This is a genomic window from Devosia sp. Soil_C_22, assembly GCF_057657195.1.
This window is the reverse complement of sequence record NZ_JBDGIY010000001.1, coordinates 2,952,041-2,968,152: the sequence shown is the minus strand read 5'-3', so window position 1 is coordinate 2,968,152 and position 16,112 is coordinate 2,952,041. Positions and strand designations below refer to the sequence as shown.

General features: G+C 65.3%; 14 protein-coding genes. 12 read left to right on the top strand and 2 right to left on the bottom strand.

Annotated elements, in window-relative coordinates; translation table 11 throughout:
- Nucleotides 1-355 precede the first annotated feature (355 nt).
- Nucleotides 356-1,672 (bottom strand): enolase C-terminal domain-like protein, encoded by a 1,317-nt coding sequence (locus tag AC3A6I_RS14435; protein ID WP_487544412.1) that lies wholly within the window; start codon nt 1,670-1,672, stop codon nt 356-358.
- A 68-nt stretch (nt 1,673-1,740) separates the two neighbouring features.
- Nucleotides 1,741-2,712 carry an aldo/keto reductase gene (locus tag AC3A6I_RS14430; protein WP_487544411.1) on the bottom strand — a complete coding sequence of 324 codons (972 nt, stop codon included), beginning with the start codon at nt 2,710-2,712 and terminating at the stop codon, nt 1,741-1,743.
- A gap of 238 nt (nt 2,713-2,950) precedes the next feature.
- Between AC3A6I_RS14430 and AC3A6I_RS14425 the strand changes: the two genes are divergently transcribed.
- The 12 genes from AC3A6I_RS14425 to AC3A6I_RS14370 all read left to right on the top strand — a co-directional run bounded on the left by AC3A6I_RS14425 (nt 2,951) and on the right by AC3A6I_RS14370 (nt 16,112).
- The gene (locus tag AC3A6I_RS14425) at nt 2,951-3,691 is read left to right on the top strand and encodes a FadR/GntR family transcriptional regulator (RefSeq protein ID WP_487544410.1); all 741 of its coding nucleotides are present in this window, start codon (nt 2,951-2,953) and stop codon (nt 3,689-3,691) included.
- Between the two features lie 2 nt (nt 3,692-3,693).
- A complete protein-coding gene (locus AC3A6I_RS14420; RefSeq protein ID WP_487544409.1) occupies nt 3,694-4,443 on the top strand; it encodes an SDR family oxidoreductase in 750 nt (249 codons plus the stop codon).
- A gap of 217 nt (nt 4,444-4,660) precedes the next feature.
- Nucleotides 4,661-5,572 carry a 5-dehydro-4-deoxyglucarate dehydratase gene (gene kdgD / locus AC3A6I_RS14415; protein ID WP_487544408.1) on the top strand — a complete coding sequence of 304 codons (912 nt, stop codon included), beginning with the start codon at nt 4,661-4,663 and terminating at the stop codon, nt 5,570-5,572.
- A gap of 61 nt (nt 5,573-5,633) precedes the next feature.
- Nucleotides 5,634-7,193: an ABC transporter substrate-binding protein gene (locus tag AC3A6I_RS14410; RefSeq protein WP_487544407.1), complete on the top strand. Its 1,560-nt coding sequence runs from the start codon at nt 5,634-5,636 to the stop codon at nt 7,191-7,193.
- 65 nt (nt 7,194-7,258) lie between these two features.
- Nucleotides 7,259-8,176 carry an ABC transporter permease gene (locus tag AC3A6I_RS14405; RefSeq protein WP_487544406.1) on the top strand — a complete coding sequence of 306 codons (918 nt, stop codon included), beginning with the start codon at nt 7,259-7,261 and terminating at the stop codon, nt 8,174-8,176.
- A complete protein-coding gene (locus AC3A6I_RS14400; protein WP_487544405.1) occupies nt 8,176-9,102 on the top strand; it encodes an ABC transporter permease in 927 nt (308 codons plus the stop codon). The genes AC3A6I_RS14405 and AC3A6I_RS14400 overlap by 1 nt, the downstream gene beginning before the upstream one ends.
- Complete coding sequence (locus AC3A6I_RS14395) at nt 9,099-10,718, top strand: ABC transporter ATP-binding protein (RefSeq protein WP_487544404.1); 1,620 nt, start codon at nt 9,099-9,101, stop codon at nt 10,716-10,718. Before AC3A6I_RS14400 ends, AC3A6I_RS14395 begins: the two co-directional genes overlap by 4 nt.
- A gap of 76 nt (nt 10,719-10,794) precedes the next feature.
- Nucleotides 10,795-11,802 (top strand): LacI family DNA-binding transcriptional regulator, encoded by a 1,008-nt coding sequence (locus AC3A6I_RS14390; protein WP_487544403.1) that lies wholly within the window; start codon nt 10,795-10,797, stop codon nt 11,800-11,802.
- A 134-nt stretch (nt 11,803-11,936) separates the two neighbouring features.
- Nucleotides 11,937-12,941: a zinc-binding dehydrogenase gene (locus AC3A6I_RS14385; protein ID WP_487544402.1), complete on the top strand. Its 1,005-nt coding sequence runs from the start codon at nt 11,937-11,939 to the stop codon at nt 12,939-12,941.
- Nucleotides 12,938-13,795 (top strand): sugar phosphate isomerase/epimerase family protein, encoded by an 858-nt coding sequence (locus tag AC3A6I_RS14380; RefSeq protein WP_487544401.1) that lies wholly within the window; start codon nt 12,938-12,940, stop codon nt 13,793-13,795. The genes AC3A6I_RS14385 and AC3A6I_RS14380 overlap by 4 nt, the downstream gene beginning before the upstream one ends.
- A gap of 23 nt (nt 13,796-13,818) precedes the next feature.
- The gene (locus tag AC3A6I_RS14375) at nt 13,819-15,159 is read left to right on the top strand and encodes an ABC transporter substrate-binding protein (protein ID WP_487544400.1); all 1,341 of its coding nucleotides are present in this window, start codon (nt 13,819-13,821) and stop codon (nt 15,157-15,159) included.
- On the top strand, nt 15,156-16,112 hold the full coding sequence (locus AC3A6I_RS14370) for a carbohydrate ABC transporter permease (protein ID WP_487544399.1): 957 nt from the start codon (nt 15,156-15,158) through the stop codon (nt 16,110-16,112). The genes AC3A6I_RS14375 and AC3A6I_RS14370 overlap by 4 nt, the downstream gene beginning before the upstream one ends.

The window sequence follows — 16,112 nt, the reverse complement described above, 5'->3', positions numbered from 1 at the left end:
CGAGGCGTGAGCCTCACATATTGCTGCGGACTACCGCGAGGGGCAAAGGCCCCGCCGGCCCGTCGCTTCGCTCTTTGACATCCTCCGGGGCCAAATGGCCGCCGGATGCATTGGCATGGCCCAACAGTTGGCCACGGATTATGCCATCCCGCCTCCCTCCCCCTTGCGGGGAGGGATTGAGGGTGGGGGTAGCGCGGTGATCACCGATGGACCCCCACCCCCGACCCCTCCCCGCAAGGGGGAGGGGAGCCCGCCGGTTCATGTGCGCGATCGAAGCCAAAGCTCCGACTGGTCACCTCCCCCTTCATGGGGGAGGATGGGAGGGGGTCGTCTGCCTAAGCGACGCCCCCAACCCTCAAAACTGCGTCGGCGTTGCCGTAAACTCCGGGCGGAACTTGCGCATTTCGGTCTGATCGTCGCGTTCGGTCTGGCCCGAGGCGATGTACTGCTTGTGCAGCCGATCGAGCGCCGCACGATCGAGCTCGACGCCGAGACCCGGCCCGTCAGGCAGGGTGATGTTGCCGTTCTCGATCTTGGCGCGGCCGCCGACGATCACGTCCTCGCGCTGCCAGGGGTAGTGCGTGTCGACGGCGTAGGTGAGGTTCGGCGTCGCTGCCGCCAGGTGGGCCATGGCCATCAGCGAGATGCCGGCATGGCTGTTCGAATGCATCGACAGGCCGCGACCGAACACCTTGCAGAACTGCGCCAGCGTCATGCAGGGCTGGAAGCCGCCCCAGAAGTGGTGGTCGGAGAGGATGATCTGCTCCGAGCCCAGCCGGAGCGAGCCGGGCAGGTCGTCGAGCGACACCGTGCACATGTTGGTGGCGAGCGGAATGCCGAGCTGCTTGTAGAGTTCGGCCATGGCTTCCTGGCCACGCACCGGATCCTCATAATACTGCAGCGCCGGGCCCATTTCCTTGCCGTACTTGAGCGCGGTTTCCATCGACCAGCAGGCGTTGGGATCGAAGCGCAGCGGCATGTCGGGGCCGAAATGATCGCGCAAAGCAAGGATCGCGGCAGTCTCGAGCGAGGGATGGAAGGCGCCGCCTTTGAGCTTGATCGACTTGAAGCCAAAGTGCTTCACCATCGCATCGGCCTCGGCGACGATGCCCTCGGGGGTCAGCGCCTCTTCCTGGCGCTGGGCTTCCCAGCCGGTCAGGCCCGGGGCCTTGTTGACGCCGAGCTCGCCGCCGCCGCCTTCATATTTGAAGAACAGGTAGGCCGAGCACGGCACTTCGCGCCGCACCACGCCGCCGAGCAGGTCGGCGACGCGCTTGTTCATCGCCTTGCCGATCAGGTCGTAGCAGGCAACCTCGAAGCCCGAGCGCACATGGTTCTTGCGGCGGCGGGCATTGGCTTCCTTCTTGTTGCCGGTGGCGCCGATGGCGGCCTGCCAGGCGTCGGCATTGTCGGGAATGCCGAAATGCGCGTCGAGCAGCTGGTCGAGGCGGTTGAAGTCGAACGGGTCGTGGCCGTCGAGCTTCTGGACGAATTCGCGCAGCGCTTCCTCGGTCTTCACGCCGCCGGGCAGCTCGGCGAGGCCGGTGATGCCGTCATCGGAAATGATCTCGACCACGATGCGCAGGGCATAAGGCTGGTGGCGGCCGGCGGCGCTCAGCAGTGGCGGATCGCTCAGCGCAATCGGGGTGATGTTGACGTCCTTGATCTTCATGGCTGCCCTCTCCTCTGGCAATCTTTCGTCGGCAATGTGCTGGCCGGATCGGCCGTAATTCGAGTGCGCTAGCTCACCTTGGCCGGTGCGTCGCCGGTAGCTGTGGTGACGCCGGCAAAGGCCTGCCGCAGCTTGTCGAGCACGGCGGGCGGCAGCGGCGGCATATCGATGGCGCGGACATTTTCCTTGAGATGATGGATGTTGCCCGTGCCGGTCATCACCACGTCGATGCCGGGCGAATGCCGGCAGAAGCGGTAGGCCGCCTCGGTGAGCGGGATCGGGCGGCGCGACTCGGTCATGAAGCCGAAGGGATCGGCCGCATCGAGCGCGTCGGCCACAATCTCGCCCTTCGCGACGAGGTCGGCGATGAGGGTCCTCGCCTGCTCGATGACGACGAGGCCCCAGCGCACCGCGAACATGCAGAGCATGCCGATCTGCTTTTCCTGCGTCAGCGGCAGCACAGTGCGCGCCGCGGTCTGGTTGAACAGGTTGTAACCGACCATGACAACGTCCCAATGGTCGTCGCGGGCCGCCAGCTGCAACATCTCGTGGGTGGTGTCGGAGTTGAATTTCTCGGTGATGCCGAAGAAGCGGATCTTGCCGGCGGCGCGCAGTCGCTCGAGTTCGGGCACCAGTTCTTCGACGCAATGGCGATACTGCGAGGCGGCGACCGCATGCAGGTGGAAAATATCGATATAGTCGGTGCGCAGCTTGCCGAGACTCGTCTCGACCGACTGGCGGAGCGCCTCGGGCGTCAGGTTGCTTTCCTCGCCCGTCTTGCTGCGGACGGTGACGCTGGCCTTAGTGGACAGCACGACCTTGTGGCGCACACCGGCCAGCCCTTCGCCGACGATCTCCTCGGTGCCGTAGGGCGCGGCGGTATCGACGATGGTGATGCCCTGGTCGAGCGCAGCCTTCACCACGGCAACGGACTCCGCCGTGGTCTTGCCGGTGCCCATACCGAGCCGGCTATGCCCGCCGGCGCCGAGGCAGGCTACACTGACGCGAAGGCCCGTTCGGCCCAGGAGGATTTCGTCCATCGGCAGAGCTTCTCCGTGGAGCGGTCGGTCGCACGCTGGACACCACTCCTTCGCTCCACTTATATGATGTCATATAAGAAATGAGGGTGTAAAGCGACTGGAGCAGCGGGATGGCCTCGTCCTTTCGGCGAACAGCCAACTCACAAGTGAGAAGGTGGTCTGTTGTGTCGCCACTCGACACTCGATGTTTGGATTTGTATGACGCCTAAATAACCAATCTGGCTGGTACAATCGCCCCATGACGGACGAAAGCTCCATTCGCGAGCCTGCAATCGGGAATATTGGCAAGCGGGGCAACCTCGTCTCGATGCTCGCCGAGTCGCTTGAGCGCGAGATTATCGAGGGCCGCTATCGCCCCGGGGATCAGCTTCCCACGGAGTCGGCAATGGCGGCCAGTGCCGGCGTCAGCCGTACGGTGGTGCGCGAGGCGGTGGCCTCGCTGCGCGCCGCGGGTCTGGTCGAAACGCGCCAGGGGGCAGGGGCCTTCGTGCTTGCGAGCATGCGCCGGCTCGGCGGCATTCCCAAGATCGAGCGCAACCAGCTCGAGGATATCGTTGCCATGCTCGAACTCCGCATCGCGGTCGAGGTGGAAGCGGCGGCGCTGGCCGCGATGCGGCGAACCGACGAGGACATGGCGCATATCGACCGCGCGCTGGCCCAGTTCGACAGCGAGCGTACGCATCAGGGCTCCGGACTCGATGCCGATCTCGACTTCCACCAAGCGGTCGCGGCGGCCACCAAAAACCCGTATATCAGCCAGTTCCTGTCGGGGCTCGGCCGCTCGGCGGTGCCGCGCAGCCGGATCAAGGACGCCAAGAACCTGCAGGACTATCTGGGCTTCGTGCACATGGAGCACACGGCCGTCCGCAACGCGATTTTCGCGCGGGATTCGGCACTTGCGGCCGCGTCGATGCGCGCGCATCTGGCCGGCAGCCGCAGCCGTTACGCTGCCATGCTCAACGAGACGGGCGGAGAATAACCATGGCGGAAAAGCGCGGCGTTGCGCTTGTCACTGGGGGCGGCAGCGGTATTGGCCGTGCCACCGCGATCGCCCTGGCTGGGGCCGGCTGGACGGTGTTCGTCACCGGCCGCCGCGAGGATGCACTGCTCGAGACGGCTGCGCTGGCGAAAGGGCGGATCCACGCGATCGCCGCTGATGTGACCGACGCCGCGGGCGTTGATAGGCTGTTCGCCGAAATCGAGCGCCGCGAAGGCCGGCTGGACCTGCTATTCAACAATGCCGGCGTCAACGCGCCGCGGGTGCCGCTCGACGAACTCGATGTGGCGCAGTTGCGTTCGGTGATCGACATCAACCTGTTCGGCTCGATGCTGTGCGCTCGCGCCGCCATGTGGATCATGAAGCGGCAGAGCCCGCAGGGCGGCCGGATAATCAATAATGGCTCGGTGTCGGCCTATGCGCCGCGCCCCAACAGCGCGCCGTACACGGCGACCAAGCACGCCATCACGGGCCTCACCAAGCAGATCACGCTCGATGGCCGGGAGTTCAACATCGCGGCCGGGCAGATCGACATCGGCAATGCTGCCGTGGCGCGCACGGCCGAGCTCGGGAGTGGCACGAAACAGGCGAGCGGCAAGGTGATGGGCGAGCCGATGATGCCGGTCGAGCGCGTCGCTGAGGCCGTCGTCTACATGGCGAGCCTGCCGCTCGAGGTCGATGTGCCGTTCATGACGCTGATGGCGTCGGGCATGCCGCTCTACGGCCGCGGCTAAGCGGCGGCCTTCGGCACCATATACATCATTTGTCTGACAACGCCTCCCTCGTGGCGGCGTTTCCTTACGCAACAGCCCGTCATTCCTGCGATTTTCGGCCCTGGACCGGCGGTCCACAGGCGCCTTGATGCCAATTGACACCGGCTCAACGCCCTGCGTACTTATAATACATCGTATAACTAGCGGCTCAAGCCGCCTATTCACCACGCGGGGTGTCATGGACTTCCAACACGCCAGAGCGGCGCTCAGCTCGGGGCTTCTGTCTTTCCCGATCACCGATTTTACGGCTGATGGCAGCTTCGACGCGAAAAGCTACCGGGCGCGGCTCGAGTGGCTGATGCCCTATGGCGCCAGCGCACTGTTCGCCGCCGGCGGCACTGGCGAAGGCTTTTCGCTGAACGTGGGCGAGCACTACGAGGTGGTGCGCACGGCCGTGGAAACCTGCGGCGATCGCACCCCGATCATCGGCTCCGCCGGCTATGGCACGGCACTGGCGATCGAGATGGCCAAGAACTCCGAGAGGGCCGGCGCAGCCGCCATCCTGCTTCTGCCGCACTATCTCACCGAGGCCTCGCAGGTGGGCATCGTCGAGCACGTCAAGGCGGTGTGCCGGGCGGTGAAAATCGGCGTCATCCTCTACAATCGCAACGTGTGCCGGCTCGAGGCCGACAGCGTGGCGCGCATTGCCGAGGCGTGCCCCAATTTCATCGGTTTCAAGGACGGCATCGGCGACATCGAGCTGATGGTCGGCGTGCGCTCGGCGCTGGGAGACCGGCTGACCTACCTGGGCGGATTGCCCACGGCCGAGGTCTATGCCGCGCCATACCGGGCGATGGGCGTGCCGGTCTATTCGTCGGCCGTTTTCAACTTCATTCCGCGTAGCGCGATGGCTTTCTACACCGCGCTGGTCAAGGGCGACGAGGCCACGACCAGCCGGCTGATCCGCGATTTCTTCATGCCCTACCTGAAGATCCGCAATGGCGGGAAGGGCTACGCGGTCAGCATCGTCAAGGCCGGCGCACGCATCGTCGGTCGCAGCGCCGGTAAGGTGCGCGCACCGCTTCTGGACCTGAACACCGCCGAGGAGACGGCGCTCGCAAAACTCATCGAGGGACTTGGGCCGCAATAGACCTCAGGGGTCTGGCGCGCGGCCGAGGAACCGCGATCGGCAGTATAGGGAGGGAATTGAAATGAAAGCAGTTGGACTGACCCCCGCGAAATCGTGGGGGATCAACCGCCGAAGCGTCCTGTCGGCCGCTTCGGCTATCATGCTGGCGGGCTCGCTGGCGCTCGGCTCCGCATGGCCGGCGCTGGCGCAGGCCGACACGTCGATCACCGTGGTCGGGCCGATCGAGCCCAACTCGCTCGACGTGTGCGAGTCGAGCAACCAGGCTCCGGGCCGCATCACCCGCCAGAACGTGTTCGAGACGCTGACCGAGACCAGTAGCGAAGACGGCTCGGTGTTACCGCGCCTCGCCACCTCGTGGGAGCAGATCGACGACAAGACCTGGCGTTTCCATCTCGTCGAGAACGCGACTTTCACCGACGGTGAGCCGCTCAACGCCGCGGCAGTCGCCTACAACCTCGAGCGCGCCAAGGCCAATGCCGACTGCGCCATGTATGGCCGCGCCTTCGGCGGCATCAAGGTCACGGGCGTGCCGGTCGACGAGCACACCGTCGATCTCGTGAGCGACGTGCCGGCGCCGATCCTGCCGACCAATGTCTCGATGCTGGCGCTCGCCTCGCCCAAGACGCCGATGGAAACGCAGCGCCAGAGCGATGGCACCGGCCCCTACAAGATCACCGAATGGTCGCCGGGCAAGATCGTGCTCGAGGTCAACGAGAACTACTGGGGCGAAAAGCCCACCGTGACCAAGATCACCACGGTGTTCCGTACGGAAGACGCGGTGCGTGCCGCCATGGTTGCCGCCGGTGAAGCCGACATCGCCATCGACGTGTCGCCGGAAGATGCGAACAACCCCGAGACCGATTTCACCTACCTGAACTCGGAAACGACGTTCCTTCGCTTCGACCTGCGCAACGCGCCGCTGAACGATGTGCGCGTGCGCCAGGCCTTCAACTACGCCATCGACCGCGACGCCATGCTCGGCACCGTGGTGACGGCCGGCTCGCTCAAGGCGACGCAGCTGCCGGTGCCCAGCATCCTGGGGCATAATGCCAAGCTCGAGCCCTATCCATATGATCCGGAGAAGGCCAAGGCCCTGCTCGCCGAAGCCGCCGCCGACGGCGTCGACGTCACCGTGCCGATCCGCTTCATCGTGCGCGCCGGCAACTTCGCCCAGGTGGATGAATTCGCCGAAGCGGTCACCGCGATGCTTCAGGACGTTGGGCTGAACATCAACCTCGAGATCATGGAGCGCAGCCGCGCCTCCCTGTTCCAAGGCAAGCCCTTCCCCGAGGATTCGGGCCCGTACATCCAGTTGATCATGTCGGACAACAACCTCGGCGACGCCTCGTTCAGCGTGTTCCCGCACTATTCGAGCGGTGGCACGCAGTCGATGATGGCCGACCCGGCGTTCGACGAAGAGATCGCCAAGGCCGGTTCGGCCACCGGTGACGAGCGCCGCGCGGCGTACGAGGAGATCTTCCGCAAGCTGCACGAGGAGGTCGTGCCGGCGGTGATGATGTTCCACATGCTGGCCGTCACCCGCGTCGGCCCGCGGCTCGACTGGGTGCCGACCATCAAGGCCAATAGCGAGCTCGACTTCTACAACATGAAGTTCAAATGATCGGTCGGCTGCCGCGGCCTTGAGGCTGCGGCAGCCCCTCTTGCTGACGTGACGGGGAGTTGGCGGTGGGCCGCTTTATCATCCAGCGAGGACTAGACTCGCTGATCACGCTGGTCGTGCTTCTCATTCTGGTCTTCTGCCTGACGCGGATGACGGGCGATCCCGCCCTGTTGTTCCTGCCCGAGACCGCAACGCTCGAGGAGCGTGCTGCTTTCGCTGCCGCCCAGGGCTATTCCGATCCGCTTTATGTGCAGTTCGCCCGCTATGTCTGGGGCCTGGTGCAGCTCGATTTCGGTCGCTCCATGTTCCAGCAGCGGCCCGCCATCGAAGCCGTCGCCGACGCGCTGCCGATGACGATGATGCTGGCCTCGATCTGCCTCACCGTCTCGGTCGTAGCGGCGCTGACCATCGGCTGCCTTGCGGCTGCCAAGCCAGGTGGCGTGTTCGACCGGGTCGCCACCATCCTGTCGCTGATCGGCGGCAGTGCGCCCGATTTCTGGATCGCCATTGTCGGAATCCTGCTGTTCTCGGTGGCGCTCGGGTGGTTGCCAACGTCGGGTACGGGTGGGCCCGAATACTACATCATGCCGGTCATCGTCGTGGCGCTGAGACCGGTGGCGGTGCTGACCCAGGTGGTGCGCGGCGCGATGATCTCGTCGATGTCGGCTGCCTATGTGAAGACGGCGCGCGCCAAAGGCATCGGCGATCTCGCCATCCTCATCAAGCACGCGTTGCGCTCGTCGCTGCTGCCCACGATTACCGTGATTGGCAGCATCGCGGTGGGCATGATCAACGGGTCGGTGATCGCCGAAACCGTGTTCGGCCTGCCCGGCATGGGCAAGTTGCTGATCGAGTCGATCCTGCTGCGCGATTTCGCCGTGGTGCAGACCGTGGTGATGGTCGTCGCCATCGCGGTCTTCCTGCTGAACATCTTCATCGACATCCTCTACGTGATCGTCGATCCCAGAATCAGGCACAACTGATGAGCGATCTCGCTTCACCCCAGCCGATCGCCCCCGAGCGCGGCCGCTTCGCCGCCATTGCCGGAATGCTGTCCAAGGACGCGTTCGCCGTCACGGCGGTGGTCATCCTCGTCATCATCTTCCTGTTCGCGCTGATCGGGCCGTTCATCCTCGCCGATGAGGCGACCGGGATGAACCTCAAGCTACGCAACCTCGCCCCGTTCAGCCTCGAGCATGGCTGGGCCTTCGTGCTGGGCGCCGACAATCTCGGGCGTTCGATGCTGGCCCGCATCGTCGTCGGGGCGCGCACCACGTTCATCATCGCGCTCTGCGCCGTGACGCTCTCCATGGTCATCGGCGGCGCGCTCGGCGTGATCGCCGGCTATCTCGGCGGCTGGACCAGCCGTATCGTGCTGCGCCTCGCCGACGTGATCTTCAGCTTCCCCTCGCTGCTGCTGGCGCTGATCATCCTCTATATCGTCGGTCCCAGCATCACCAACGTGATCTTCATCCTCGCCGTTGGCGGGCTGCCGCACTACATCCGCGTCACCCGTTCGGAAGTGCTGGAGCTCAGGCAGCGCAACTTCGTCAATGCCTCGCGCGCCATTGGCGCTGGTACGCCGCGCATCCTGATCCGCCACATCGTGCCGCTGGTCCTGCCCACCATCATCACCTTGGGCGCGCTCGATTTCTCGGGCGTGGTGCTGGCCGAGTCCGGATTGAGCTTCCTCGGTCTTGGTGTCCAAACCCCCGATTTCACCTGGGGCGCCATGGTGGCGACCGGTCGCAACTACCTGCAGACGGCGTGGTGGCTGGCCTTCTTTCCGGGCCTCGCCATCGTCATCACCACGCTCTCCATGAACATCCTCGCGCACTGGGGCCGCACGGCCGCCGATCCGCAGCAGCGCTGGCGCCTGCAGCTGTCGCGCAAGCGGAGCCGCAAATGAGCAACCACCTTCTCGAAGTCCAGAACCTGAGCGTCGCCTTCGGCAGCCTGAACGGTCCGGTCGAAGTGGTGCGCGACGTGAGCCTGCATGTCGATGCGGGCGAGTCGCTGGTGATCCTGGGCGAAAGCGGCTCGGGCAAGAGCGTCACGTCGGCTGCGATCATGGACCTGCTCGATATGCCGCCGGCCGAAATCACCTCGGGCCGCGTGCTGTTCCAGGGCCAGGACCTGCTCGCCATGCCGAGCAGGCAGCGGCGGGCGATCAACGGCAAGGACATCGCCATCGTCTTCCAGGACCCGCTAGCACACCTGCATCCGCTCAAGACCATCGGTGCCCAGATGGTCGAGGGCATGATGGTGCATGGCGGCCGTTCGTCGTCCGAATGCTGGCAGGAGGCCGAGCGCCTGCTCGACCGTGTCGGCATCCGCGAGGTGAACAAGCGGATCAAGCAGTATCCGCATCAGTTTTCGGGCGGGCAGCGCCAGCGCGTAATGATCGCCATGGCACTGGCGCTCAAGCCCAAGCTGCTGATCGCCGACGAGCCGACAACGTCGCTCGACGTCACCGTGCAGGCGCGCATCCTGAAGCTGGTGCGTGAGCTCTGCAGCGATCTCGGCATGGGGCTGATCCTCATCACGCACGACCTCGCGGTCGCGGCAAACATGGGCGATCGCATCGCGGTGATGCGGCAAGGTCGGATCGTCGAGACCGGTCCGACCCGGCAGATCTTCGAGCAGCCGACCCACCCGTATACGCAGGAGCTCCTGCGCGCCGTTCACGCCGATGCGCGCCATGCCCAGCCGGACAGCCGGGGTGAGGTGCTGCTGAAGGTCGAGAATGTGGTGAAGGACTACCATGTCCCGGGCGGCCTGTTCTCGGCGCAGGTGATCCCGGCGGTGAAGGGCGTGAGCTTCACCGTCTCCAAGGGCGAGACGCTGGCCGTGGTGGGTGAGTCCGGCTCGGGGAAATCGACCATCGCGCGTGTGCTGATGCGGCTCGAGGAGCCGACGGGAGGCGCCGCGCTGTATCGCGGCGAGAATATCTTCGCGCTCGAGGGTGCCGAGCTGCGCAAGCACCGGCGGCGCATGCAGATGGTGTTCCAGGATCCGTATTCGTCGCTCAGCCCGCAGATGCGGGTGGGCGAGATTATCTCCGAGCCGCTGGCGGTGCACCCCGAAATCCTGCCCAAGTCCGACTGGGCCGATCGCGTCGCCGAGCTGCTCCGGCTGGTGGGGCTGTCGCCGGATCACGCCAAGCGCTATCCGCACCAGTTCTCCGGCGGTCAGCGCCAGCGCATCGCCATCGCACGCGCGCTGGCGTCGGAGCCGGAACTGCTGATCTGCGACGAGGCGGTGTCCTCGCTCGACGTCTCGATCCAGGCGCAGGTCGTGGCGCTGCTCGCCGACCTCCGCGACCAGCTCGGGCTCGCCTACATCTTCATCTCGCACGACCTGCACGTGGTGCAGAGCTTTGCCGACCGCGTGCTTGTGATGAAGAACGGCGAGTTCGTCGAGGAGGGCAGCGTCGACGCCCTCTTCACCCGCCCCCGCGAGGTCTACACGCGGGAATTGGTCACCGCGACGCCGCAGCCGAAATGGGCGATGGCACAGGTATGAGCTCCCCCAGGGCTTGCCATCGCGTGCAGCGAGTGTAGCACTGCGCGCCACTGCGAATGCATGTTCCGGGGTGAGGGTGGCACGACAGCCGCGCGAGAAGGCGCTCAGCATCTACGACATTGCCCGGGATCTGGGGATTTCCTCCGGCACGGTTTCGCGCGCCTTCAACAATCACCCCGAGGTCAGCCAGGCGACTCGCGAGCGCATCCTCGCCAAGGCGCGCGAGCTCGGCTACACGCCGAGCCCGCTCGCGCGAGGCCTCGCCCGGAATGTGACTTCCGCCATCGGCATCGTCATTCCCACGGTCTACGATCCGTTCTTCCTCGATTTCGCGCAGGGCGTGCAGCAGGCGGCAGCCGAGGCCGGGGTGGCGGTGATGATGTCGTTCACCGACCACGCCGAGGAGTCCCTTCATTCGGCGGTGCGCTCGTTCGAGCAGTTCCGGGTCGCCGGGGTGCTGCTGCTGGGTGGTAGCGGACAGCATGACGTCGAGCTCAGGACGCAGTTCCGCCAGCTGCCGATTGTCGTGGCGCTGAGGCGTTCCCAGGAATCGACGTTTCCTGCGGTGTTCATCGATCACAAGCGCGGCACGCTCGACATGATGCGGTTTCTCGCCTCGCGCGGGCATGATCGCGTAGGCTATGTCGGCCTGCCGCTCGTCACGCAAGCGGCGCTCGAGCGGCTTGCCGGCTACCGCGAGGCAGTTGCGGCGTTGGGCACAGCGCCGGGGATAGAGGTTCCCGCCGAGGGCAATGCTTTTGCCGACGGGATCACCGCCACCAACCGGCTGTTGGCCGAGTCGAAGCCCGATGCGATCCTCTACGCCAGCGATGCCCTTGCAACGGGCGGGCTGCATGCCCTGGCCCACCGCGGGGTGCGTGTCCCGGATGATATTGCCGTGGCCGGTTTCGGCGACATTATTTCCTCGTCGGTGACGGTGCCGGCGTTGACTACCGTGCACGTGCCCATGCGCGAGATCGGCGCCCGGTCGGTGGCGTTGCTGTTGCAGATGCTCGCCGGCGGCGAGGGCGTGGGCACCGGCATACAGCTAGAGACGAAACTGGTCGTCAGGGAATCCGCCTGAAAGCCGCCTAACGGCCAATTGCAGCGGACTTTGCCAGCATCTGAAATGAGGTGATTGACACGGAAACTGATCGGCCTTAGCAATCTCCGTAACCGGTTACGGAAACGGCCGGCACAGGAGGAGAGTGACGTCGCATGCTCGTGCGCGAAGTTGTTTTTGCTGGCCAAAATCAGGTCGAAGTGCGGGAGCGAGAAGCTGAACTAGCTCCGGGCCCGCGCCAGGTCCTGCTCAGGACGCTCTATTCGTTCGTTTCGACGGGGACCGAGCGCGCCAAGCTCACCGGACTCCAGAAGATCGGCTACCCCTGGGTCGCCGGGAACCGCGCCGTCGCCGAAGTGCTGGCGGTCGGGACAGAGGTGACGGATGTCGCTCCGGGCGACCGGGTGCTGGCCCATACGCCGCATACGAGCCACGTATTGACCGATGCGTTTCGCGTTGCTGTGCCCGATGCGGTGTCCTCGCAGCAGGCCGCGGCAACCGCGCTGGCGCTGGTGGCGATGACGGCGTTGCGGGTGAGCCCGCCGGAACTGGGTGACGCCGTCGTCGTGGTCGGCCTGGGTCCGGTCGGGATGATCGCCGCTCAGCTCTACGAGGCTGCGGGCGTGACTGTCGTCGGGGTCGATCGCGATCCGGGGCGGCTGGTCCTCGCCAAGGCGCTTGGCATCGGCCACGGCGTACTTGCCGGCAGGGCGGAAACACTGACCGAGGTGCGCGCGATAACCGGCGAAGACGGGGCTCGCATCGTGATCGAAGCGACCGGCATTCCATCAGTCGTAGCGCAGTGCTTCGACTTCGCCCGGCAGGGCGGGGACCTGGTGTTGCTCGGCTCACCGCGCGGCGCCGAGGTGGTGGACATCACCCCGATCCTCGATCGCATGCATCTGTGGAAGCCGCACAGCTCGGTGACGGTGAAGGGGGCGCATGAGTGGCAGTTCCCCTCGTACCGCACGCCGTTCACCCGGCATTCGATGGAAGAAAATGCCCAGGCCATTTTTGGGTTGATCGCCCGCGGCCGGCTCGACCTGTCGCGCGTGGTCGACCATATCGTGCCCGCCGCCGAGGCGCCGCGCGCTTACGAGGGGCTGCGCACCAATCCTGGCCAGTGGTCCGGCATCCTGTTCGATTGGACCGCAGCATGATCCCGCTCGCCTACGGCACATATGGGCTCGGTGCCACCCCGCTCGATGCCGCCATCCCCGCTATCGCGGCGGCCGGCTTCGACGCGGTGGAGCTGACGCTCGCCGACGGCTACCCCGGCGTGTCGCGGCAGGTCGGGACCGTCGACGGCGCGGCGATCCGGCAGCGCGTCGCCGATGCCGGGCTCGAGCTGACGGCGTTCCTAGCCAGGGACACGGTGCTGCCCGGCGCCGACCGTGCCGGCATGGACGACGAGACGCTGAGCACGCTGATCCGGTCGGCGCACCACTGTGGCGCAGGCGGCGACGCGATCATCACCTTCACCATGGGTGGCGCGCGTGCCGAGTGGCCGGCCCGCAATGAGGAGTTGGTCGAACGGTTGCGCCAGCTCGGCGATATCGCGGCGCGCGAGGGCGCGGTGCTGGCGGTCGAGCCGCATGCCAAGGGGTTGATCGACTCTGTCGATCGCGCCGTGTGGCTGATGCAGACCGTGGATCACCCGGCGATCCGCTTGAATTTCGATATCAGCCACTACGCGCTACCCGGCGTCGAGTTCGACCTCGAGGATGCGGCGGCGCGGCTGCTGCCCTACGCGGTGCACGCTCACATCAAGGATAGCGTGCCCACCGAGAGTGGCTTCCGCTTCGTCCTGCCCGGCGCCGGTCTGTTGGATCTTGCGCAGTATTTCGTGGTGCTCGGCCGCCATGGCTGGAACCGGCCGGTGACCGTCGAGGTGAGCGCCATGGTGTTCAACGCGGCGGGCTACGATCCGCTCGATGCGATCAGAACCAGTTTTTCGGCCCTCGACGCCGCTCGGCGCGAGGGAATTTCCGCCGGGCAACGCGCCCGAGCCTGAGACTTCATCTGGGAGGAGAAGAAATGACCTTGGATTTCCTGAACCGCCGCCGGTTCCTCGCACTATCGGCCGCCAGCGCCACCCTTGCCGCCACCTTCGGCCACAGCACCTCGTCGCTCGCCGCGTCCGACCCGGCCTCGTGGACCGGCACGCTGAAGATCAACGAGCGCGCCACGCCCAACAAGATCGCCTACTGGGAGCAACTGGGCGCGCGCTTCATCGACGAAGCGCCGAACCTGCAGGTCGTGGTGGAATCCAGCGATACCGGCACCAACTACGACACGAAGCTTCTCACCGGCTCCATCTCCAAGACCGTGGGTGATCTCGCCTGGCTGGTGACGACGCAGAACTTCAACCTGTTCCAGTCCAAGGGGCTGGTGCTGCCGGTGGACGATTTCATCGCTGCCGACGGGCACGATCTGTCGCCTTACCTCAAGGCCGCGCTCGATGCGGTGACCATTGACGGCAAGCTCTACATGATCCCGACCGGCTTCCATGGTGGGCCGATCTCGATGTTCTACAACAAGAAGCTGTTCGACGAGGCCGGTGTGGCCTACCCGACGCCGGAATGGACGCTGGCCGAGTTCGAGGCCGCGGCGGCGGCGCTGACCAAGCCTGAGAACGATCAGTTCGGCGTGGTGCTGCCGCTCGACAACCCCGAGGCACTGGTGGTGCTGGCGCGCTCGTTCGGCGGCGATGTGCTCAAGAATAACGGCACCGAAAGTGCGTTGGGCGATGAAGGTATACGCGCCGCCTTCGAGTGGATCGCGGGGTTGATCAACGACAAGAAGGTGATGAAACAGCCCGCCGAATTGCCCAGGCTGGCTACTGGCTCGATCGACTATAATGGCTTCTTCGGCTCCAATAAGGTGGCCATGTGGCAGGCCTCGCCTTGGCATGCCAACATGCTGCGCACCGCGCTCGGCCCCGAGGCCTTCGCCGAGACCTACGACATCGCCCTGATCCCGCAGGGGCCAGCCGGCCGTGTCGGCCAGTTGGTGGTCGAAGGCTATCCAATCTTTTCGACCACCAAGAACCCGGACGCGGCCTGGGCCTTCACCAAGCTCGCGACGAGCAAGGAGGAAGGCGTCGCCCGTATCGCGCACGGTTTCGTCGCCGCACCGCGCGAGGACGCTATCAACGATGCCGAAATGGTCGCGAACGACCCGATCTATGCCTTTTACAACCGGGCCGTGATGGACAACCCGCCGCCGCCTGCCTCGGTGCCTGCCAACAACAAGATCACCGAGATGTACGCCATGATGAAGCTCGCCTTCGACGGTGTATGGAGCGGCGATCAGGCGGCGGCTGACGCGCTCGCAGCCGCCAACCAGCAGCTCACCGACCTGCTGGGGCAGGCATGAGCGAGATGACGGCCCCTGCCGGCGCCACCCCGGCGGCCCGTAGGGACCTCGCGGATCGCAAGCCCATGCGGGATTCGGTTCGCGAGGCCCTTTGGGGCTTCGGTTTCATCAGTCCGTGGCTGTTGGGGACCTTGTGCCTGACGCTCATTCCGATGGTGCTGTCGCTCTACTACTCATTCACGAAGTACGATGTGTTCTCGTCGCCGGAGTGGATCGGCCTTGCCAACTATGCGCGGCTGACATCGCAGCCGATCTTCTGGCGCGCGCTGACGACTACGCTTGCCTACACCGCCATGCTGGTGCCGCTGTCGGTCGGGTTGTCGCTGCTTTGTGCGGTGCTGCTCAACGCGCGGGTCAAGGGTCGGGCCTTCTTTCGCGGCGTGTTCTTCTTTCCCTCGCTCGTGCCCTCAGTGGCCGCGGCCTATCTATGGCTGTGGATGCTCAGCCCCGAATTCGGCCTGGTGAACAGCGCGCTCGAACTGGTGGGCATTCATGGGCCGAACTGGCTCGGCTCGACCAACACGGCGCTGATCTCGGTCGTAATCATCGCGATCTGGGGCGCGATTGGCGGCACCATGATGATCACCTTCCTCGCCGCGCTCCAGAGCGTACCCAAGGAACTCTACGAGGCGGCCGAGATCGACGGCGCGAGCCGTTTCGTGCAGTTCGTCTCCATCACCGTGCCGCTGATCAGCCCGACGATCTTCTTCAACCTGATCATCGCCACCATCGGTTCCTTCACGGTGTTCGATATCGTCTATGTGACCACCGGCGGCGGGCCGCAATATTCGACCTACACCTACTTCATGCACATCTACACGACGGGCTTCCACAGCTTCGATTTCGGCTCGGCCTCGGCCATGACCTGGGTACTGACGCTGATCCTGTTCGTGCTCACGGCGATCCAGTTCCGGCTGCAACGCAGGTGGGTCTACTATGGAACGGAGGTCTGA

Excerpts from the sequence above, each read along its gene's own strand:
- AC3A6I_RS14375 (WP_487544400.1), top strand. The coding sequence starts at position 13,819 with ATGACCTTGGATTTCCTGAACCGCCGCCGGTTCCTCGCACTATCGGCC.
- AC3A6I_RS14410 (WP_487544407.1), top strand. The coding sequence starts at position 5,634 with ATGAAAGCAGTTGGACTGACCCCCGCGAAATCGTGGGGGATCAACCGC.
- AC3A6I_RS14395 (WP_487544404.1), top strand. The coding sequence starts at position 9,099 with ATGAGCAACCACCTTCTCGAAGTCCAGAACCTGAGCGTCGCCTTCGGC.
- AC3A6I_RS14425 (WP_487544410.1), top strand. The coding sequence starts at position 2,951 with ATGACGGACGAAAGCTCCATTCGCGAGCCTGCAATCGGGAATATTGGC.
- kdgD (WP_487544408.1), top strand. The coding sequence starts at position 4,661 with ATGGACTTCCAACACGCCAGAGCGGCGCTCAGCTCGGGGCTTCTGTCT.
- AC3A6I_RS14370 (WP_487544399.1), top strand. The coding sequence starts at position 15,156 with ATGAGCGAGATGACGGCCCCTGCCGGCGCCACCCCGGCGGCCCGTAGG.
- AC3A6I_RS14400 (WP_487544405.1), top strand. The coding sequence starts at position 8,176 with ATGAGCGATCTCGCTTCACCCCAGCCGATCGCCCCCGAGCGCGGCCGC.
- AC3A6I_RS14385 (WP_487544402.1), top strand. The coding sequence starts at position 11,937 with ATGCTCGTGCGCGAAGTTGTTTTTGCTGGCCAAAATCAGGTCGAAGTG.
- AC3A6I_RS14380 (WP_487544401.1), top strand. The coding sequence starts at position 12,938 with ATGATCCCGCTCGCCTACGGCACATATGGGCTCGGTGCCACCCCGCTC.
- AC3A6I_RS14430 (WP_487544411.1), bottom strand. The coding sequence starts at position 2,712 with ATGGACGAAATCCTCCTGGGCCGAACGGGCCTTCGCGTCAGTGTAGCC.
- AC3A6I_RS14420 (WP_487544409.1), top strand. The coding sequence starts at position 3,694 with ATGGCGGAAAAGCGCGGCGTTGCGCTTGTCACTGGGGGCGGCAGCGGT.
- AC3A6I_RS14435 (WP_487544412.1), bottom strand. The coding sequence starts at position 1,672 with ATGAAGATCAAGGACGTCAACATCACCCCGATTGCGCTGAGCGATCCG.